Origin of the sequence: Streptomyces sp. NBC_00094, assembly GCF_026343125.1 — a bacterium.
Taxonomy (GTDB): domain Bacteria; phylum Actinomycetota; class Actinomycetes; order Streptomycetales; family Streptomycetaceae; genus Streptomyces.
The window spans coordinates 7,052,255-7,071,392 of sequence record NZ_JAPEMB010000001.1; the positions used below are offsets into that span (position 1 = coordinate 7,052,255).

The following is a 19,138-nucleotide window of genomic DNA, read 5'->3' on the forward strand; positions in this document are numbered from 1 at the left end:
GTCGGCCCGCTGATCCGTCGGCCCGTCGGCCCGTCAGTCCGTCACCGGCCCTCCATCGGGGTGAAGGTCAGGCTGAACGTGGCCGGGGCCGCGTCCAGCCGGTACGCGGGCAGCACACCCGGTCCGCAGGACTGGGAGCCGATGCCGTGCTGGGCGTGGTCCAGGTGCAGCCGGAGCGTGTCGCCCGCCACCAGATCGGTGGGGTGGGCGGCAGCCTCCAGCTGCGCGGTGGTCCAGGGGCGGGCCGTGAACGAGAACGCCGGGTCGCCCTCCACCCGTACGCCGGGACCGGCCCCGGTGGAGTCCGTCAGGACCAGCCACCGGGTGTCGATCCGGGCCCCGTTCTCCTGCGGTCGCAGGTACGGGGTCCGGAGCGCGTCCACCGCGGCCTCCCAGCGGCCGAGCCGCGCGGCGGCCCGGGTGTCGGGGTACGCCTCGCCGGGCCCGGCGCCGTACCAGACGGCCCGGTCCAGGGCGGCCGGGAGCCCGAGCCCGACCCCGAGCCGGGGGAGCGGCACCCGCCACTCGCCCTCGGGGACCACCTCGACCCGGAGCCGCAACGCGGCGCCGTCCGAGGTCCAGCGGTACGTGGTGCGCAGGCCGACGTCCCGGGCGGCCGGCGCCACCCGGGTCCGTACGGTCAAGGAGTCGTCCTCCAGGGCGACGTCGTCGACGCGGTGGCGCATCCGGTGCAGGCCGAGTTCGCGCCAGAGCGGCCCGTGGCGCTCGTCGGGCTGCCAGGGCGCGCCCTCGTCGTTGTCCGTCGGCGCCCGCCAGACGTCGAGCCGGAGGCCGGTGACAGGGAGGGAGCCGATAGCGAGGGGTTCGCCGGTGCGGGGGTCGAAGGACCCGGGGCCGAGGCTGATCCGGCCGGCCGCGCGGACGGGCCGTACGTCGGTCGCCTCTCGTGGCGCGGGGGTGGCTGCGGAGACCGGGACCTGCCCCCAGGCCACCTCGTGCCCGGCGGGCGCCCAGGCGGTGTCCTGGGCGAGCAACGCCCGTACCGTCCACAGGGTTTCGGCCCCGGCCGGGTGCGCGGGCGCGGAAGGCAGCGTCACCCGTGCGCTCTCTCCGGCGGCGAGCGGCGGGACGTCGAGCGGGCCGGTGGCGAGGGTCTCGCCGTCGGCCAGGAAGGACCAGGTGAAGGCGAGATGCGTGAGATCGACGACGTCGTGGCCGTTGCCCACCAGGACCGAGCCCGGACCGTCGGGCGCGATCCGTACCGGCTCGATCACCTTCTTGTACTCCAGGAGCCCCGGCGACGGCGTCCGGTCGGGGAAGAGCAGACCGTCGCAGACGAAGTTCCCGTCGTGCACCTCCTCCCCGAAGTCGCCGCCGTAGCCGTGGCCGTACACCGGGTGGGCGAGACCGTGGTCGATCCACTCCCAGACGAAGCCGCCCTGGCAGCGCTCGTACGTCTCGAACAGCCGCTGGTACTCGGAGAGTCCGCCCGGTCCGTTGCCCATCGCGTGCGCGTACTCGCAGAGGATGAAGGGGAGTCGACGCCTGGCCTCCGGGCCTTCGTCGGCCCTGCGGCCGATCTCCTCGACCTCGGCGTGCGGCGGGTACATCCGCGAGTAGACGTCGGTGTCCGCGCAGGAGCGGTCGCCCTCGTAGTGGAGGGCGCGGGACGGGTCGCGGTCGCGGATCCACCGGGCCACCGCGGTGAGTCCCGCGCCGACCCCGCACTCGTTGCCGAGCGACCAGACGACCACCGAGGGGTGGTTCTTGTCCCGCTCCACGAGCCGGGCGGCCCGGTCGAGAAGCGCCGGGGTCCAGCGCTCGTCGTCGACCGGATTGCCCCGCCATTCCAGGTCCTCGAAGCCGTGCGTCTCCAGGTCGCCCTCGTCGATCACCCACAGCCCGTACGTGTCGCACAGGTCGAGGAAGGCGGGGTGCGGCGGGTAGTGCGAGGTGCGGACGGCGTTGATGTTGTGCCGCTTCATCAGCTCCACGTCCGCGCGCATCGTCGCGAGGTCCAGGCTCCGGCCGTGCTCCGGGTGGAACTCGTGGCGGTTCACCCCGCGGAAGAGGATCCGGCGGCCGTTCACCGTGAGGACCCCGTTCTCGACGGCCACGGTCCGGAAGCCGATCCGCAGCGGGACCCGCTCGCCGCCGGCCATGAGCTCGCCCTCGTACAGCCGGGGCGTCTCGGCGCTCCACGGTTCGGCCGGCACCGTCGCCGACTCCCCGGTGGCGAGGTCGAGACCCAGCTCGGGCACGGTGACCCGGCCGGGCACGTCGCACTCCACGCGCAGGGTGCCCGTGGCGGTGGTGTGGTCGTACGAGGCGTGCGTGAAGAAGTCGCCGGGGGCGCCCTCCGGCCGGTGCAGCAGGGTCACGTCCCGGAACACGCCCGGCAGCCACCACTGGTCCTGGTCCTCCAGGTAGGAGCCGGAGGACCACTGGTGGACGCGGAGCGCGAGGACGTTGTCCCGGGCCTTCAGGAGGTGGCCGACGGCGAACTCGTGGGCCAGCCGGGAGCCCTTGAAGTCGCCGAGCTCCGTGCCGTTGAGCCAGACCCGGGCGCAGGACTCGACCCCGTCGAGGCGGAGGACGGCCCCGCCGTCCGCAGGCCAGTCGGCTGGCAGGTCGAAGCGGCGCAGATGGTCGCCGGTCGGGTTCTCGGTGGGAACGCGGGGCGGGTCGACGGGGAAGGGGTACCGGACGTTGGTGTAGACGGGGCCGCCGTACTCCTTCTCCTTGCCCTGGAGCACCCAGTGGCCCGGGACCGTGACGGCGCCCCAGGCGCTCGCGTCGAAGCCCGGGGCCGCGAAGGAGGCGTCCTCGGTGTCGGCGGCGGGGGAGAGGCGGAAGCCCCACGAGCCGTTCAGGGAGAGGGTGGCGGCGTCGGAGCCCGCGTACCAGGCCCGGGGCGGCAGCGTGCCGCGGCCGGGGGAGACGTCTTCGTACCAGGGCAGGTCGGACATGGTCCTCCTGACGGAGTGAGGGAGAGGAAGGGGAGCCCAGTGAGACAGAAAGCGCTTTCTGTCCGGAGTCCATCCCATCGCGCCGGTGGTCCGCGCACAACCCCGCGCGACCGCCGGACCCTTGGACTCTTCCACGCTGACCTGGACAGCTCGACGAGCGGCCGCTTAGGGTCGGGAGCCGAATCATCGGGCGGTCGCCCGGAACCATCACCGTCGGGCGGTCGCCCGGAACACCGGGAACTGCCGAGGAGCGCACACGTGGTCACCCTCGCCGATGTCGCCCGCCACGCCGGGGTATCGGCCAGCACCGTCAGCTACGTGCTCAGCGGCAAACGCTCCATCTCCGCCCCCACCCGCGAGCGGATCCAGCACAGCATCGACGCCCTCGGCTACCGGCCGCACGCCGGCGCCCGCGCGCTCGCCAGCAGCCGGACCGACATCCTCGCCCTGATGATGCCGCTCCGCACCGGCCTCTACGTACCGGTGATGATGGAGATCGCGATGGCCGTCACCACCACCGCCCGCTCCCACGGGTACGACGTGCTGCTGCTCACCGGCGAGGAGGGCCCCGAGGCCGTCCGGCGCGTCGAGGGCAGCGCGATCGCCGACGCCATGATCGTCATGGACGTCGAGCTCGACGACCCGCGGCTGCCCTGTCTCAAGGAAGCCGAACGGCCCTCCGTCCTCATCGGCCTGCCCGCCGAGTCCGCCGACTCGGCCGTTCTCGACTGCGTCGACCTCGACTTCGAGGCCGCCGGAGCGCGCTGCGTCGAGCACCTCGCGGGCCTCGGCCACACCCGGATCGCCGTCCTCGGCGAGCCGCCCGCCGTCTACGCCCGCGACACCGGCTTCGCCGCCCGCACGCTCACCGGGCTGCGCGCCGCCGCCGACGCGCACGGCGTCGGGCTGCTCCACCGCCCCGTGGAGGGCACCTACGCGGCCGTCGCCGCCGCCGTCACCCGGGTCTTCGAGGAACGCCCCGGCACCACGGCCCTCGTCGTCCAGAACGAGGCCGCCGTGGAACCCCTGCTCGCGCTCCTGCGCCACCAGGGCAGGGCGGTGCCGGAGGACGTCTCCGTCGTCGCCATCTGCCCCGACCAGGTCGCGGTCCACGCCTCCGTACCGCTCACCGCCGTCTCCGTACCCGCCCAGGAGATGGGACGACTGGCCGTCGAACGGCTCGTCGCCCGCCTCGACGGGGAGGCCTCGCGCGGTACGGAGCTGATCGCACCGCGCCTGACCGAACGCGCCAGCACCGGGCGGGCGGCGGGCACGGGGGCCGGAAGGCCCGCCGACTCCGCGGCGGGCGCGACGGCCGGGGCGTCCGCGACCGCCGGTGCGTCCGGCGAGCCCGCCGAGGCCTCCGGTTCCACGGCCTCCGCCGCCTCCACCGAGGGCCGTCGTGGTCACGGCGGACGCTGACGACGACGACAGCGCGACGGAGTTCCGGGCCTTCTTCGCGCGCCACTACGCCGAACTCGCCCGCCTCGCGCACCTGCTGACCGGCGAGACCGACGCCGCCGACGACCTCGCGGCCGACGCCATGCTCGCCCTGTGGCACCGCTGGGACCGGGTCCGCGCCGCCGACCACCCCGCCGCCTACGCCCGGGGCGTCGTCACCAACCTCGTCCGGACCCGGATCCGGGGCACCGTCCGCGAACGGCGGCGGATCGCCGCCTTCTGGGACCGGCGCCCGGACCACGTCGAGGACCCGGACATCCCGGCCGTCATCGACGTACGGACGGCGCTGCGCGCCCTGCCGTTCCGCAAGCGCGCCTGCGTCGTGCTCCGGCACGCCTTCGACCTCTCCGAACGCGACACCGCGCTCGCGCTGGGGATCTCGGTCGGTACGGTGAAGAGCCAGACCGCCAAGGGGATGGCGGAGCTCCAGCGCCTCCTGGGCGAGCGGGCTGCCACCGAACTCGTCGCGGGGAGGCGTTGATGGACGAGGCACAGCTGCGCCGTGAGCTGCGGGAGGCGGGGCTCGCCCATCAGCCCGACCACGCCCGCATCCTGGCCCGGGTGGAGCGCGGCCTCGCCGCACCACCGGGGACGTCCCGGCGGCCACGCCCGGCAGGTCCGCGCTCCGCCCCGTGGGCCGGCCGGCGCTGGCCGGCGGCCGTGGCCGTGGCGCTGGCCGTCGCCGGGGTGGTCGGCCTCGGCGGGCTCGCCGTGACCACGCTGGACCGGGGACCGACCGCGCCCGCGACGGCGGGGCCCGTGCCGGGGCCGCCGGCGGCCGCCGCCGGCACCATCGACCCCGGGAGCAACCGCTGGTGGGCGCAGGGGGACCTGACCCTGACGACACAGGCGCCGGTGACCGGCCTCGTCGTCGACGTGCGGGTCGCCCGCACGGCGGGCGTCGTCAGCACCGGGCACTGGCGCACGCGCCCCGCCGAGGACTTCACGGTGACGGTCACGGAGGAGCCCGGGGCGCTGCGCTACCGGTGGGCCCTCAAGCCGGGGCGCACGGTCCCGCCGGGCCGCCATGTCTTCGCGGTGCAGTACAACCACGCCGAGGGGGTACGGGACGCCTCGGCCGACACGTACACCGTCGTCCTGACGGGGGCCGACGGCGGCAGGTCCACCCTCCGGGGCGGCTTCGGGACGGCCCCGGCGACGTGAGGCGACGGCCGGCCCTCAGGCCTGTCCGGGACACGTCCCCCTGCGCCTCCTGACGTACGACGTCTGCTACGCCCCGCTCGTCCTGTGGGGGCCGCTGCTCGCCGTCCCCACCGTCGCGTACGGGAGGCGGCGCCGGCGCGTCGGCGGATGAGACCGGCGTCGCACGGGGGGCAACCCTTCCCCGGTCGGCGGCGACCTAGGAACAACCGGGAGCCGCCCCGTATCCCCATCCCCCCCCCGCACCGAAGGAGCCGCACGCCGATGCGCTCGCCTCGGCTGGAGCGAGGACAGTGAACGCCTTCCGCCTGTACTTAGTGACGAAAACCAAGTGAACGTGCGGGTTGTAGCCAGTATGGCGACCGGTTCTGACATCGGGATGAGGTCTCCAGCGTGGTGACATAGACCACTGCTAGGTTCATGGTCGTGAGTCAAGGCACCCTGGTCAAGCGGCAGTTCGGGCACCACGCCCGGCTTGCGCTGTCGCCCGCCCAGGTGTCGAAGACCGATGACCAAGCGCACGCGGCCCGCGCCATGTGGAACCTTCTCCACGCGTGGTGGCAGATGATGCCGAAGGAAGTGCGGACTCTCGCGAACGCGGACGCCGCCATCCGGCAGGCCCGCGAGGACATCGACTTCCTCGCCGTCCTGCCCGCGCAGGCCGCGCAAGCGGTCCTCAAGACGTACTTCCAGGCGTGGAAAAACTGCTGGGACGGCCGGGCCGATGCCCCGAACTTCAAGGGCCGGTTCCGCACGGTGATGCCCGTGGACATCCCGCAGGGCCGGGACCTGAACGTCACCCGCGTGCACCGGCGCTGGGGCATGGTCAGTATTCCCAAGGTGGGCCGTGTCCGGTTCCGGTGGACCAAGGACCTGCCCGTCGGCAAGCGTGCCGATGCGGAGAACCGGATCACCGGGGCGCGGCTGGTCAAGGACGCGCTCGGCTGGCACATCGCCTTCCGCGTCCAGGCCCTGGAGACCACGCCTGCGCCTCACCGGGGGCCGGAGGTCGGCATCGACGTGGGCGTCACCGTGCCCCTCGCGCTCTCGGACGGCGAGACGTACGAGCACGGCGACTGGCTGACCGGCAAGGAGCAGGCCAGGCTCCTGCACCTGGAGCAGCGCGCCGCGCAGCGCAAGCGACACCGCAGGCCCGGCGAGCGCACCAGCCGCAGGCTGCACCACACCTACGACCGGATCGCGGGACTCCGCGCGAAAGCCAAGCGCCGAGCCCTGGACTGGCAGCACCAGACGACCACCGCCATCGCCCGCAGATACGGAACGGTCGTGGTCGAAGCACTCACCATCACGAACATGGTCAAGTCCGCCAAGGGAACCATCGAAGAGCCGGGGAGGAACGTCGCCCAGAAATCCGGGCTGAACCGCTCCATCCACGCAGAGGCATGGGGGCGCACGGTCACCATGCTGACGTACAAGACCGCCCGGCACGGCGGCACCCTGGTCAAGGTCCCCGTCCCCGGCACCTCCCGGCGCTGCTCCGCCTGTGGCTTCACCGTGCCCGGGAGCCGGGAGTCCCAGGCTGTGTTCGTGTGCAAGAACCCGGACTGCGGCTGGTCGGGCAACGCCGACCACAACGCGGCCCGGAACGTCCTGCATCTGTACCGGATGGGCCTCGCGCTCATCCCGGCTGCCGGAAGGGCAGTCGTCAGGCGCGCGAAACGCGTCAAGCCCGCTACCGCAAGGTAAGCAGGAATCTCCCGGCTTCGGCCAGGAGAGCACTTCAACGGGGCAACAACCACACCTTCACCTACGTCGTCCCGGCGAGCGCCTGGAAGACCGATCCGAGCCAGTACAACGTGCTCCGGCTGAACGTCGTCAGCGGCTCCTCCGGCACCGGATTCCTCAGCCCCGCGACCGCGTTCGACTGCATCGACCTGCTGGCCTGAGGAGAGGGAACGCCGTGCGGGGAGGGGTCCCGGGACCCCTCCCCGCACGGCGTTCTCCCCTCGGCGTCGCGGCCGGGGGTCAGTTCATCGTCGAGCCGATCGTCGTCGACCCGGTGGTCAGGAAGGCCGTCGCGGGCAGCGAGCCGTCCGCCTTCCGTGCCCCGTACGCGCTGGTCGCGTCGGTGGACAGGAAGGCGGGCGTCGCGATCCCCGCGTCCCAGTTGTTGCCCGCCGAGACGACCGACGCGCCCGCGTTCACCGAGCCGCCGCCGTTGCCGACGGCGAGGTTCTTGCCGAGGCGGGCCGCACCCGTGGCGAAGTAGTAGCCCTTGTTGCCGTTGGCGTAGGCGGTCGTCCGGTTGATGACGATCGCACCCTTGTTGCTGTTCTCGGTGAAGCCGTTGCCGGCGTTGTCCCAGGCGGCGGAGTTGTTGACGACGTGGGCGACGACCTCGCCGTCCCCGCCCAGCTTGTAGCCGTTGCCGTCGCCCGCGAACGCGCTGTCCGACCAGCGGTTCTTCCCGTTCCCGTACGCCCAGGTGTGCTCGATCGTCAGCGGGCTCGACCAGGACCACAGGTCGAGGCCGTCGTCCGAGTTGTTGGAGAGCCGCGCCCCGGTGATCAGGTTCCCGGTGCCCGAGCCGAACTTCACGGCCAGCCCGTCGGCGTTCTCGCCGTGGGTGGCGGCGTCGTAGTGACCGTAGGAGTCCAGGTTCCGGACGGTGTTGCCGTTGGTGTCGTTCCCGGTGAGTGTGAAGCCGGAGTCGCCGCCGTTGATGGTCTTGATCCGCTCCCACCGGGTGCCCGTGCAGGACGTGCAGACGACCGCGCTGTCCGGGGAGTTCTGGAAGGTGAGGTCGGAGACCGACCAGTAGTCGGCGGTGAGCTTGAAGATCCAGGAACCGGCCGGGAGTTGCGAGCCGTCGATGCGGACCGTCTCGGAGCCGTACGGCCGCAGCTGGACGGGGGCGGACGCGGTGCCGTTGGCCGTGGACTGGAGGGTGGCGGTGGGGTAGTAGGTGCCGCCGCGGATCTGGATGACCGTGCCGGGAGCGGCGCTCTGGAGGGCACTGGCCAGGGCGGCCGCGGTCGAGACGGTGACGGTGGCGGCCCGCGCCGGGGCCGCGAGGGCGCCGAGGCCGACGCTCGCGGCCAGGACGGAGAGGGCGAGGATGGTGCTCCTGGTGCGTGCGGTACGAGACATGACGTGCGGGTCCTCTCGTGGCGGGGGATCAGGGGCAGGGCGGGGAGCGGGCTCCGGGCGGGGGAGCGGGCTCCGGGCGGCTCACTCGCAGGGGCTGCGCGGCTCCCAGTCGCCGAGGTACGTCTCCCGGGTCGCCGTCGCCGCCTCGGCCGCCGCGAGCTGGGGACGGTTCTCCGGCACGGTGACCGCGGCACCCCGACCGGTGTTGCGGTACTCGGCGAAGCGCTGGGCCTGCCACGGGTACGCGTCCCGCATGTTCGCGTACGGGGCCACCGCGTCGATCCCGGAGCCGAGGACGCTCTCCCGGACCACGAGCGACGGCCACGCGCTCGTGTCCGAGCTCGGCACCCACGGCCGGGCCAGCTTGTAGTAGCCGTCGGGCGCCTCGCTGGTGATCCGGCAACGCGAGGCCAGGAAGCCGTACGGGTTGGCACCGGCCGTCGACGGGGCGAAGACGAAACCGTACGGGGCGCCCGCCAGATCGGTGCGGACCAGCGTACGGAAGTGGCAGTGCTCGAAGACGGCCCGGGCGCGGCCGAAGACGAAGTCGACGTCGCCCTCCACGTGGCAGTGCGCGAAGTACTGCCGGGCGAAGGCCGACAGGGACATCGAGTCCGCGTAGAGCGTGTCCTGGTGGCCGAGGAAACGGCAGTGGAAGAACGCCGAGCGGTCGCCCTGCGCCTTCAGCGCGACGGCCTGCGTGCCGGGGTTCCCGGGAAGGTCGGTCCGGAGGAAGTCGTTGGCGAAGGTGACCCCCCGCGCGGTGAAGCCGTCCGCCTGGACGGTGGTCGTCGCGGAGCCGCTCGTGCCGTAGGTGCCGCCCTCGGGCCGGGGCGTGCCGGCCGCGTTGTCGTACACGACGACGACGTCCCGGGGGTCCCCGCTCGCGCCGATCCAGGTCATGTCCGTACGGGCGGAGCTCACCGTGACCGTCTCGCGGTACGTGCCGGGGGCGAGCACCAGGGTCCAGCCCGTGCCGCTCGCGGCGGAGACCGCGGCCTGCACGGAGGTGTGGTCGCCGAGGCCGCCGGGGTGCACGTACAGCGTCCGCTCGGTGAGCCGGGCGGCGGGCGAACCGAACCGGCCGAAGGGGGCGGAGGGGCTGATGGGGCCGAAGGAGCCGCCCGGCGACGCCGTCGCCGTGGTGGCGGGCAGCGCCAGGGCGAGGGCCGCGCCGAAACCGGCGGTGAGCAGGGAACGACGGCCGGGGGTGGCGGCTCCGGGGTGGTGCGAGGGCATGCGGGTGCTCCTTCGCTCTGCGGGGGACGGGACTCGGGGGAGGGGAGGGGACTCGGGGGAGGGGGAGGGAAAGGAGGCCGGGGGCGCTGGGCCCGGCCTCCTTTCGTCAGGGGGCGGGCTCAGCGCAGGCGGCCCGCGCCCGCGCGGTGGTCGACGAGCGCCGGGACGGCCTTCGGGTGGTCGACGCGGGTGCGCAGGACGGGCGTCCAGCCCGCGTCCGCGCGCAGGAGCTCCTCGGGGTACTGCTCGTTGTGGACGGCGAGCAGGTCGACCGGGCTGCCGTTGACGTAGTTGCCGGTGACCGTGACCGGCGCGTCCTTCCACTTCTTCAGGATCTTCCCGGCCGGCACGTCCGCGGCGAGCGTGAACGCGTTCTTCTCGGCGAAGAGCTGCGACTCCTGCCCGATGCCGAGGCTGTACACGTAGGACGGACCCGCCACCACGAAGTGGTTGTTGTACGCGTCGACCTGCCCGAAGCGCACCCGGGGCGCCCGTTCCACGACCTTGTCGAAGAGGTTGTGGTGCAGGGTGACGCGGAGCTTGCCCCGGTCGGTGGCGCCGGCGCTGTCGCTGTTGCCGATCATCAGGGTCTTGTCGTGGTCGGTGAAGACGTTCCAGGAGACCGTGACGAGGTCCGCGCCGCGTACGACGTCGAGTTCGCCGTCGTGCTGCTGGTAGACCTCCCCGTAGTACGAGGGCAGCGAACTGTCCGGGTGGGCCCCGTCGGTGAAGGTGTCGTGGTCGATCCAGACGTGGGTGGAGCCGTACACGACCAGGCTGTCGTACTCGGAGTTCCACGCCCCGGTGGCGCCGTCCGTCGGGTCCCACTGCGGGAAGCAGTCGAGCGGGCTCTCCAGGGTCAGGTTGCGGACGATGACGTTGTCCACGCCCTGCACCTGGAGGCTTCCGCCGGTGATCCCCGCGTGCCGCCCGACACCCACGATCGTGGTGTTGGCCGGCACCTTCACCTTGATCGCCTTGCCCTGGGCCGTGGCGGAGGCCGCCCGCAGCTCCTCCTGGGCGCCGCTGACCTCGTTCTCGTACCCCCAGACGGCCGGGTCGTAGTCGGCGAGGTAGCGGGCGAAGTCGTAGCCGGGGGCCTCGAAGGCGGCGCAGCCGGCGGCGGTGGCGTTCAGCGTGCCCACCACCTTCACGATGCGGGGCTCCGTGCCGGGCGCTTCGAGCGCGGCCCGGAACTCCTCCCAGGTGGAGACGGTGAAGACCCGGGAGGCGTCGGCGGCGGACCCGCCGGTGGTGCCGGTGCCCTCGGACGCCCAGCCGTCGCCGGCCGGCAGCGTCGCCCTGGCCGGGTCGACGACGGGGCGGTGGCCGGTGTGGGCACCGGCGGCGGGTGCGGTGACCGTCAGGGCGAGGGCGGTCGCGGCGACCACTCCCAGCTGCTTGCGTCGGTTCACGGTCAGCTCTCCTCGGAAACGGGCCAGGTGATCCGGTCGGTGGGGATCTCGTCGTCCAGGCGGCGCGTCTCACGCGGCGCGAGGACGTGGGTACGGAGCAGTTCGGCGGTGACGAGGCGGGCCACCTCGATCGCCCCGGGCGGGTTGAAGTGGGTGTTGTCCTGCTCGGTCGCGGTCCAGTTGAAGTACGTCTTCGTGGCCTCGGGGCCGAGCTCCTGCCACAGGGCCAGGGACAGCGCCTCGATGTCGAGCAGCGGGACGTCCGCCTCCAGGGCGGTCTCCCGCATCGCCGCCGGGTACGCGCCGTGGGTGCGCAGGGCCGTGCCGTCGGCCGCGAACTTCCGTCGTTCGACGGAGGTGGCGAGCACCGGGAGGGCGCCCCGGGACCGCGCGCCCTCGACGAAGACCCGCAGGTTGTCCTGGTAGGTGGTCCACGGCTCGGTGTAGCGGGTGGGGTCGGCGGTCTTCTCGTCGTTGTGGCCGAACTGGATCAGGAGCAGGTCGCCGGGGCGGACCGCCGGCAGGATCGCGTCGAGCCGGCCCTCGTCGAGGAAGCTCTTGGTGCTGCGTCCGTTGACCGCGTGGTTGGCGACGGTCAGCCCCTTGTGCAGGAAGAAGGGGAGCGCCATGCCCCACCCGGTCTCGGGCGCGGCGTCGGCGTACTTCTGGGCGGCGGTGGAGTCGCCCGCGATGTGGAGCGTGCGCATACGGGGGAGTCCTCGGGGAGGGAGTCCTTGGGAACGGGCGGCGGGCGCCCCGGCCAGGGCGAGCGCGAGGCCCGCCCCGGCCGTGACCACCGCGCGGCGGCCGACGCTCACTTGTTCTGCTGCTTCCACTCGGCCTGGGCCGCGTCGAGCTGCTCGGCGAGGGCGTCGAGGAACTCCTTGGCCGTGGCCTTGCCGAGGAGGACCTTCTGGAACTCGGCCTCGTTGTCGGCCTTGGAGATGGTGTTCCAGTCGGGCAGGTAGTACGGCAGCTGCACGATCGTGGCCTTGCCGCTGAAGAGGACGTCGGCGGCGAGCTTGGTCGGCTCGGCCTCCTGGATCCACGGGTCCTGCGCGGCCTCCGTGTTGGCGGGTATGGCCCCGGCCGACTTGTTCCACTTGCTGTTGGACTCGTGCGAGGCCGCGAACTCGATGAACTTCCAGGCGGCGGCCTTGTTCTTGCTGGACGAGAAGAGGCCGAGGCCGTCGACCGGGTTGGAGACCTGCACCCGGGTGCCGTCGTCCAGGGTCGGGTTCGGGATGCCCCGGAACTTCTCCGTGCCGAGCGCCTTCACGTGGTCCTGGTAGGAGCCCAGGTTGTGGTTGAGCATGCCGATCTCGCCGCTGTCCCACTGCGCGACCATCTTGGTGAAGTCGTTGTTGACGTCGGCGGCCGGGGTGGTCTTCTTGAACAGGCCGGCGTACTTCTCCAGCGCGGCCACGTTCTTCGGGTCGTTGACGGTGGTCTTGTCGCCGTTCCAGAAGGTGGCGATGCCGCTCTGGCCGTACATGGCGTCGAGCGCCTGCGCGATGGATCCCGCGCCGCCGCGGATCGTGTAGCCGAAACGGTTCTTGTCCTTGGCGGTGAGCTTCTCGGCCGCCGTGTAGAAGGCCGACCAGGTGGTGGGCTCGGCGAGGCCGGCCGCCTTGAACAGGTCGGTGCGGTAGTAGAGGACGCCGTTGCTGGCGGAGGTGGGGACCGTGAACAGCTTGCCCTGGCCGCCGGCCGCCTTGACGTTGTCGACCATGCCGGCGTTCAGCTTGCCCTTGAGGGCGCTGCCGTCGATCCGGGAGTCCAGCGGCTCCAGGGCGTTCTGCGCGGCGATGCCGGCGAGCATGGCCGCGCCGACGCCACCGACGTCCGGCAGGCCGCCGCCCTGGATGGCGGTGTCGTACTTGGACTGCACCTCCTTGGAGGCCACCCCGACGTACTCGACGTCGATGTCCGGGTTGGCCTTCTCGAAGTCGGCGATGATCTCCTTCCAGACGTCGGTGCGGACACCGCCGTTGTTGTCCCAGAAGGTGATCTTGCCCTTGCCCGATCCCTCGGTGCCCTTCTCACCGCCCGCGCCGCTGCCGTCGTCACCGCAGGCGGTGGCGGTCAGGGCGAGGACGCCGGTCAGGGCGAGGGCGAGGGCGGCTCTGCGCCGTCCGCCGGGGAAGATGGTCATCGTCGGCTCTCTTCTCTCGGGGTCTTGCGGGGATGGAGCGGGGGATGGGGATGTGGGGGAGCTCAGGGGGGTGCTCAGGGGGCAGGGGGGTGTTCAGGCGGTGACGCGGAAGGCGGTGAACACGGCCGTCCCGGCGTGCTCCGTGCCGTCCGGCGCGCCCGCGAACAGGCCGAGCAGCGCGCCGACCCAGCGCCAGGGCGTGGCGGCGAACTCCGGCCCGAGGGGGACCGGTTCCTCGGTGTCGTCGGAGGAGTACGAGAAGCGGCAGCGTGCGTCCGCCGTGACCTCGATCCGCAGCAGGACCCGGTTCCCGGTCACCGGACGGGAGTGGGCCGCGTCCCGTTCACGGTCGGCGTTGGCCGGGGCGAAGCGGTGGGTCAGCCGGACCGTGCCGTCAGGGGACCGTTCCAGGCCGATCCACGCGTAGGCGTCGCCGAGGACCACGAGTCCGGCGCGGGCCCCGGCCGCCTGGGCGTCGAGCCGCAGCGCGACCTCGACCGTCCGCGCCCCGGCCGGCAGCCGCTGCGTCAGGACGTGCGGCACGCTCCGCAGGTCGTCGAGCCGTTCCGTACGGACACAGTCGAGGCGCAGTCCGTCGCCCGCGTGCCGGGTGGCCCAGCCCTCGTCCGGGTTGGCCGTCCACTGCCACTGCCGGCCGAACCGCCCGCCGGGGAAGGCGTCGTCGACGGCGGGCCGCGACGGCGACTGCTCCGGCAGCTCCGGCTTGCGGTGGACGCGGACGGGCACGCCGCCGTCGCCGAGCACCGGCCAGCCGTCCGCACCCCAGCGCATCGGCTGGAGGTGGACGAGACGGCCGTGCGCGCCCGACTGCTGGAAGTGCAGGAACCAGTCCTCACCGCGCTGGGTGCGCACCCAGCCGCCCTGGTGGGGGCCGTTGACGTCGGTGTCGCCCTGCGCGAGGACGGTCCGCTCCTCGTACGGGCCGAAGAACGACCGTGAGCGGAAGGCGCCCTGCCAGCCGGTGGCCACGCCCCCGGCCGGGGCGAGGATCCAGAACCAGCCGTCGTGGCGGTACAGCTTCGGGCCCTCCAGGGTGAACCAGCCCGGTATCAGGTCGGCGTCGACGACGACCCGGCCCTCGTCGAGGACCTTCGTGCCGTCCGGGCTCATCCGGTGGCCGGTGAGCCGGTTGTTGAACCCGGCACGGGACTTGGCCCAGCCGTGTACGAGGTACGCCTCGCCGGACTCCTCGTCCCACAGCGGGCAGGCGTCGATCAGTCCGAGCCCCGACTTCACCAGGTGCGGTGCGGTCCACGGTCCGCGTACCGAAGGGGCGTTGACCTGGAAGATCCCGTGGTCGGGGTCGCCCCAGAAGATCCAGAACCGCCCGTCATGCCGGCGCAGGGACGGCGCCCAGACCCCGCGGTCGTGCCGGGGCCCGGTGAACGCGGCGGCCGGTTCCAGCCGCTCCAGGGCGTGGCCCACGATCGTCCAGTTGACGAGGTCCCGGGAGTGCAGCAGCGGAAGCCCGGGGGCGCGGCCGAAGCTGGACGCCGTCAGGTAGTAGTCCTCGCCGTCGCGTACGACGTCCGGGTCGGACCAGTCGGCCGCGAGGACCGGGTTGCGGTACGTACCGTCGCCCAGGTCTCCGGTGAGGACCCCGCCGGCGGTCCCTTGGGCGGCCCCGCTCACGAGGCCACCGCCTTGCGGACCAGGGCGGCGGCGCCGGACCGGTCGAGCCGGCCGTCGGCGACGACGGTCACCACCCGCCGTACGAAGGTCTCCCCGGCGGCCACCGCCAGCCGCCCCTCGTGGGCGAGGGACGAACCCACACCCGGGTACTCGGCGGCGCGCACGAACCACGGGTCGCGGCGGGTCGTCTCCGTGGCCCCCGCGAACACCAGGGTCCAGTGCTCGCCCGCGAGCGCCACCCACTCCGAGCGGGCGCCGTGCACGGCCTCCTCGCCGTCTGCGCCGGAGTCCGCCCCGAAGACGACCGGCGCCGTCGCCTCCTTCGGCGCGCGCCAGAAGAATCCGCCGTACGCGGCCCCCGGCCGTCCGTTCGTCGCCGGGCTCCCGATCGACAGGTCCCGCCCCGACACGTTGGCGAGGGAGAAGGTGAGGTCGAGCGCCCAGGCGGAGTCCGTGAGGGCGGTCGCCGCCACGGTCCGGTGCTCGCGCAGCAGCCGATCGTCCCCCGCCCACCAGGTCAGCTCCTCGACGAAGCCGTCCGGGTCGCACAGCTTGAACCCGTCGTGCCGCTGCACGCCGTGGTTGTCGAGCTCGACCGAGCCGAGGTCGCGGACGAAGGTGCGCCCGCCCCAGAAGTTGTGGCCCGCCACGTCGGGCACGGCGACCCCCGCCCCCAGGTGGTGCGGGTGGTCCTCGGGCACGGTCTCGGTCACCACGCGCCCGGCGAGCGTCGTCACGGGGTGCAGGTACGGCCGGGGCGCGTGGTCGAGGGCCAGCGCGGGCCGGGTGGTGTAGCGGGCGACGGTGCGGCCCGCGCAGCGCAGCAGGGTCGGCGGCTCGGCGTTCATCGGGCCCCCGCCCGGGTCGACGGCGCCCAGGCGGCGCCGAGTTCGGAGAAGAGCCGCAGCTCGTCGGCGCTCGCGTCGACCAGGGCGTCGACGCCGTCGACGACCCGGCGCGGCGCGCTCTCGCCGGCCTCGGCGTGCCAGTGCCCCGCGGGCACCTCCCGTGGGTCAGGAGCCGTACGGACCGCCTCGACGACCCGCATGAACGCCCCGGTCTCCGCCGGCGGCACCCGGAGCGGCTCGCCGTCCGTCACATGGGCGACGAGGTTCTCCAGGAGGTCGGTCCGCCCGTACTCGGTCTCGACCGGTCCGTGCCCGGCCCGCTGCACGAGGACCCGGTCCTGCCGGTACCAGAAGGTGATCCGGCCCTGGCTGCCGTGGACGACGACGTACGGCTCCGAGGACTTCTCGGCGCAGAGGGTCGCGGCCACCGTCACCGGGGTGCCGGCCGCCGTCATGACCCGTACGCAGGAGGTGTCGTCGGACTCGATGGCGTTGGCGTGGAGCAGCTCCGTCTCGATGTGCTCGACGTCCTCGGACCGGGTGGAGCCGGAGAGCGCGAGCGCGGTGGCGACGGCGTGCGCGAGGGGGTTGGTGAGGGCGCCGTCGACGACGTCGACGCCGCCGAGGCGCCGGTGTCCGGCCCAGGGCGCGCGCCGGAAGTAGGCCTCGTCCCGGACCCAGGCCCCGGCCGCGCCGACGCCGAGGAGTTCGCCGATCGCACCCTCCTCGACCATCCGGCGGATCGCGGGCACCGCGTGCGAGCCGAGCGACTGGAAGCCGACCTGGCAGGCCACCCCGGCTTCGGCGACCCCGTCGGCCATCCTGCGGAACTCCGCGAACGACGGGGCGGGCGGCTTCTCCAGGAGGATGTGCGCCCCGTGCCGGGCCGCGGCGAGGGTCATGTCGGTGTGGGTCTGGATGGGGGTGCTGAGCACGGCGATCCGGGCGCCGGTGGAGGCGAGGAGCGCCTCGAAGTCGGCGGACTGCTCGGGGTCCCCGATGCCGTCGAGCTCGGCCGCGTCGAGCGGGCGGAGCTCGCAGACCCCGGCGAGGCGGACGAGGCCCCGCTCTTCGAGGCGGCGGATGTTGAGGAGGTGGCTGCGGCCGTGGCCGCGGGCGCCGGCGAGGACGACCGGCAGCGGGGTGCGTACGGTGTTCATGTCTTCCTTGTCGATGGTCGTCCGGGAGCTGTTCATCCCTTCACCGCCCCGGCGCTGAAGCCCGTGACCAGCCACTTCTGGATGAAGGCGAAGACGATGACGACGGGGACGGCGGCGATGACCCCGCCCGCCGCGAGTGCGCCGAGGTCGACGCTGTCGGCGCCCATGAGGGTGTTGAGCCCGACCGGGATCGTCTGCTTGTCCTGGCTGCTGAGGAACATCAGGGCGAACAGGAAGTGGTTCCAGGCGTGGACGAAGGCGAAGGAGCCGACGGCGACCAGGCCGGGCCGCAGCAGGGGGAGGACGACGATCCGGAAGGCGCTGAAGCGGTTGCAGCCGTCGACCCAGGCGGCCTCCTCCAGCGAGTACGGCACGTTCCTGATGAAGCCGCTGATGAGGATCATCGAGAGCGGCAGCTGGAAGACGGTCTCGGCGATGATGACGGAGCCGAGGGAGTTGATCATCCGTAGTTCGGCGAAGATCTGGAAGAGCGGGACCAGGAGCAGGGCGCCCGGCACGAACTGGGAGCAGAGCAGGGCCAGCATGAAGCCCTTCTTGATCCGGAAGTCGAAGCGGGCGAGGGCGTAACCGCCTGCCAGCGCGACGACCGTGGTCATCACGAGCACCGCGACACCGATGAGCAGGCTGTTCTGGAAGAAGACGGCGAAGCTGCGCTCCGTCCACACCTTCTCGAAGTGCTCGGTCGTCATCGGCCAGGGCAGGAGCGAGGTGGAGCCGGCCGGCCGCACCGCGAACAGCAGGATCCAGTAGAAGGGGACCAGGGTGAAGACGAGGTAGATCCCGAGAGGCAGGTAGATCTGCCAGCGGGGGACCTCGTCCCAGGCCGGGCGGCGCTTGCGGGCGGCGGCCGGCGGGGTCCGGTCGGGGGGCGGTGGTGCCTGCGCGGCCCCGGGGGCGGGGGCGGCGGTCAGGGTGGACTCGGCTGTCACTTGCCGTCGCCTCCGAACTTGCTCAGGCGCAGATAGACCATCGAGCAGAAGAGAAGGATCACGAACGCCACCGTGGTGAGGGCGGAGGCGTATCCGAAGTTGTGGGCGTCGACGCTGGTGTGGGCGATGTACAGGGGGAGGGTGGTCGTCTCGCCCGCGGGACCGCCGCCGGTCAACGTGTAGAGCAGGTCGACGTTGTTGAACTCCCACACCGCGCGCAGCAGTGTGGAGAGCACGATCGCGTCCCGGATGTGGGGGAGCGTGATGTGCAGGAACTGGCGGAGCCTGCCCGCCCCGTCGACCTCGGCCGCCTCGTACAGGTCCTTCGGTACGGACTGGAGGTCGGCCAGGATGAGGATGGCGAAGAAGGGCACCCCGCGCCAGAGGTCGGCGACGATCGCCGCGGAGAAGACGGTCGAGGTGTCGGAGAGCAGGGACGTGCCGTACTCGCCGATGCCCAGGTCCGCCAGGTATCGCGTGATGCCGGTCTGGGAGTTGTAGAGCAGGACCCAGATCGCGGAGGTGAGCACGCCGGAGACGGCCCAGGGCGAGAAGACGAGGGCCCGGCCCAGGGCGCGGCCCACGAAGGTCTGGTTCACGATGAGGGCGAGGCCGAGGCCGAAGAGCAGCTGGAGGGTCACCTCGACCACGACCCACTGGAAGCTGAAGGACAGAGTCCCCCAGAACTGCGGGTCGTCGGTGAAGATCCGGGTGAAGTTCTCCAGGCCCGCGAAGCCGTTACGCCAGGGCTTGGTGGGGTTGTAGTGCTGGAGGCTGTAGTAGAAGACGCTGAGCACCGGGTAGGCGATGAAGCCCAGCATCAGCAGTCCGGCGGGGGCGATCAGGAGATACGGCAGTCGGCGGGGGGCCGATCCCGTGCGGCGGCGCCTCCGTGCCGTGTCGGCCTGGGGCGGTGAGGTCACAGCTGAGGCCATGACGGCGGCTCCGTTCTCGGTGAAGCGCTTCGCGAACGACGTTCGAGATTTCGGACAGGTGGGGCGAGGGGGAGTCTCGGGTGGGTCTCGGGTGGGCTTCCGGACGGTGCTTCGGGTGGC

15 protein-coding genes are annotated in these 19,138 nt (G+C 72.6%); 4 read left to right on the forward strand and 11 right to left on the reverse strand.

Annotation, left to right across the window (positions count from 1 at the left end; translation table 11 throughout):
• Positions 1–41 precede the first annotated feature (41 nt).
• Positions 42–2,930 carry a glycoside hydrolase family 2 TIM barrel-domain containing protein gene (locus tag OG580_RS31340; RefSeq protein WP_267047016.1) on the reverse strand — a complete coding sequence of 963 codons (2,889 nt, stop codon included), beginning with the start codon at positions 2,928–2,930 and terminating at the stop codon, positions 42–44.
• A 258-nt stretch (positions 2,931–3,188) separates the two neighbouring features.
• On the opposite strand from OG580_RS31340, the gene OG580_RS31345 reads away from it, so the two are divergent.
• From OG580_RS31345 to OG580_RS31360, 4 genes are all read left to right on the forward strand, one after another.
• The gene (locus OG580_RS31345) at positions 3,189–4,352 is read left to right on the forward strand and encodes a LacI family DNA-binding transcriptional regulator (RefSeq protein ID WP_267047017.1); all 1,164 of its coding nucleotides are present in this window, start codon (positions 3,189–3,191) and stop codon (positions 4,350–4,352) included.
• Entirely contained in the window at positions 4,333–4,872 is a 540-nt protein-coding gene (locus OG580_RS31350) for a SigE family RNA polymerase sigma factor (RefSeq protein WP_267047018.1), read from the forward strand. Before OG580_RS31345 ends, OG580_RS31350 begins: the two co-directional genes overlap by 20 nt.
• Positions 4,872–5,555: a hypothetical protein gene (locus tag OG580_RS31355; RefSeq protein WP_267047019.1), complete on the forward strand. Its 684-nt coding sequence runs from the start codon at positions 4,872–4,874 to the stop codon at positions 5,553–5,555. The genes OG580_RS31350 and OG580_RS31355 overlap by 1 nt, the downstream gene beginning before the upstream one ends.
• Positions 5,556–5,978: 423 nt before the next feature.
• Positions 5,979–7,259, forward strand: coding sequence for a transposase (locus OG580_RS31360; RefSeq protein ID WP_267047020.1), 1,281 nt, complete (start codon positions 5,979–5,981; stop codon positions 7,257–7,259).
• A 279-nt stretch (positions 7,260–7,538) separates the two neighbouring features.
• Here the strand turns inward: OG580_RS31360 and OG580_RS31365 are convergent, their stop codons facing one another.
• The 10 genes from OG580_RS31365 to OG580_RS31410 all read right to left on the reverse strand — a co-directional run bounded on the left by OG580_RS31365 (position 7,539) and on the right by OG580_RS31410 (position 19,018).
• Entirely contained in the window at positions 7,539–8,663 is a 1,125-nt protein-coding gene (locus tag OG580_RS31365) for a right-handed parallel beta-helix repeat-containing protein (protein WP_267047021.1), read from the reverse strand.
• 81 nt (positions 8,664–8,744) lie between these two features.
• Positions 8,745–9,902 (reverse strand): pectinesterase family protein, encoded by a 1,158-nt coding sequence (locus OG580_RS31370; protein ID WP_267047022.1) that lies wholly within the window; start codon positions 9,900–9,902, stop codon positions 8,745–8,747.
• A 119-nt stretch (positions 9,903–10,021) separates the two neighbouring features.
• Positions 10,022–11,317 carry a polysaccharide lyase family 1 protein gene (locus OG580_RS31375; RefSeq protein ID WP_267047023.1) on the reverse strand — a complete coding sequence of 432 codons (1,296 nt, stop codon included), beginning with the start codon at positions 11,315–11,317 and terminating at the stop codon, positions 10,022–10,024.
• A 2-nt stretch (positions 11,318–11,319) separates the two neighbouring features.
• Positions 11,320–12,135: a rhamnogalacturonan acetylesterase gene (locus tag OG580_RS31380; RefSeq protein WP_267047024.1), complete on the reverse strand. Its 816-nt coding sequence runs from the start codon at positions 12,133–12,135 to the stop codon at positions 11,320–11,322.
• A complete protein-coding gene (locus tag OG580_RS31385) occupies positions 12,132–13,472 on the reverse strand; it encodes a sugar ABC transporter substrate-binding protein (protein WP_267047025.1) in 1,341 nt (446 codons plus the stop codon). The genes OG580_RS31380 and OG580_RS31385 overlap by 4 nt, the downstream gene beginning before the upstream one ends.
• Positions 13,473–13,565: 93 nt before the next feature.
• Entirely contained in the window at positions 13,566–15,125 is a 1,560-nt protein-coding gene (locus tag OG580_RS31390) for a glycoside hydrolase 43 family protein (protein WP_267047026.1), read from the reverse strand.
• Complete coding sequence (locus tag OG580_RS31395; protein WP_267047027.1) at positions 15,122–15,973, reverse strand: PmoA family protein; 852 nt, start codon at positions 15,971–15,973, stop codon at positions 15,122–15,124. Before OG580_RS31395 ends, OG580_RS31390 begins: the two co-directional genes overlap by 4 nt.
• Positions 15,970–17,169 carry a Gfo/Idh/MocA family protein gene (locus OG580_RS31400; protein WP_267047028.1) on the reverse strand — a complete coding sequence of 400 codons (1,200 nt, stop codon included), beginning with the start codon at positions 17,167–17,169 and terminating at the stop codon, positions 15,970–15,972. The genes OG580_RS31395 and OG580_RS31400 overlap by 4 nt, the downstream gene beginning before the upstream one ends.
• Positions 17,166–18,065 carry a carbohydrate ABC transporter permease gene (locus OG580_RS31405; protein ID WP_267048197.1) on the reverse strand — a complete coding sequence of 300 codons (900 nt, stop codon included), beginning with the start codon at positions 18,063–18,065 and terminating at the stop codon, positions 17,166–17,168. Before OG580_RS31405 ends, OG580_RS31400 begins: the two co-directional genes overlap by 4 nt.
• 14 nt (positions 18,066–18,079) lie before the next feature.
• Positions 18,080–19,018, reverse strand: coding sequence for a carbohydrate ABC transporter permease (locus OG580_RS31410; RefSeq protein WP_267047029.1), 939 nt, complete (start codon positions 19,016–19,018; stop codon positions 18,080–18,082).
• Positions 19,019–19,138 lie beyond the last annotated feature (120 nt).

Coding starts and splice junctions, on each gene's coding strand:
- OG580_RS31340 (WP_267047016.1), bottom strand. CDS start 2,930: ATGTCCGACCTGCCCTGGTACGAAGACGTCTCCCCCGGCCGCGGCACG.
- OG580_RS31355 (WP_267047019.1), top strand. CDS start 4,872: ATGGACGAGGCACAGCTGCGCCGTGAGCTGCGGGAGGCGGGGCTCGCC.
- OG580_RS31365 (WP_267047021.1), bottom strand. CDS start 8,663: ATGTCTCGTACCGCACGCACCAGGAGCACCATCCTCGCCCTCTCCGTC.
- OG580_RS31370 (WP_267047022.1), bottom strand. CDS start 9,902: ATGCCCTCGCACCACCCCGGAGCCGCCACCCCCGGCCGTCGTTCCCTG.
- OG580_RS31385 (WP_267047025.1), bottom strand. CDS start 13,472: ATGACCATCTTCCCCGGCGGACGGCGCAGAGCCGCCCTCGCCCTCGCC.
- OG580_RS31395 (WP_267047027.1), bottom strand. CDS start 15,973: ATGAACGCCGAGCCGCCGACCCTGCTGCGCTGCGCGGGCCGCACCGTC.
- OG580_RS31400 (WP_267047028.1), bottom strand. CDS start 17,169: ATGAACAGCTCCCGGACGACCATCGACAAGGAAGACATGAACACCGTA.
- OG580_RS31410 (WP_267047029.1), bottom strand. CDS start 19,018: ATGGCCTCAGCTGTGACCTCACCGCCCCAGGCCGACACGGCACGGAGG.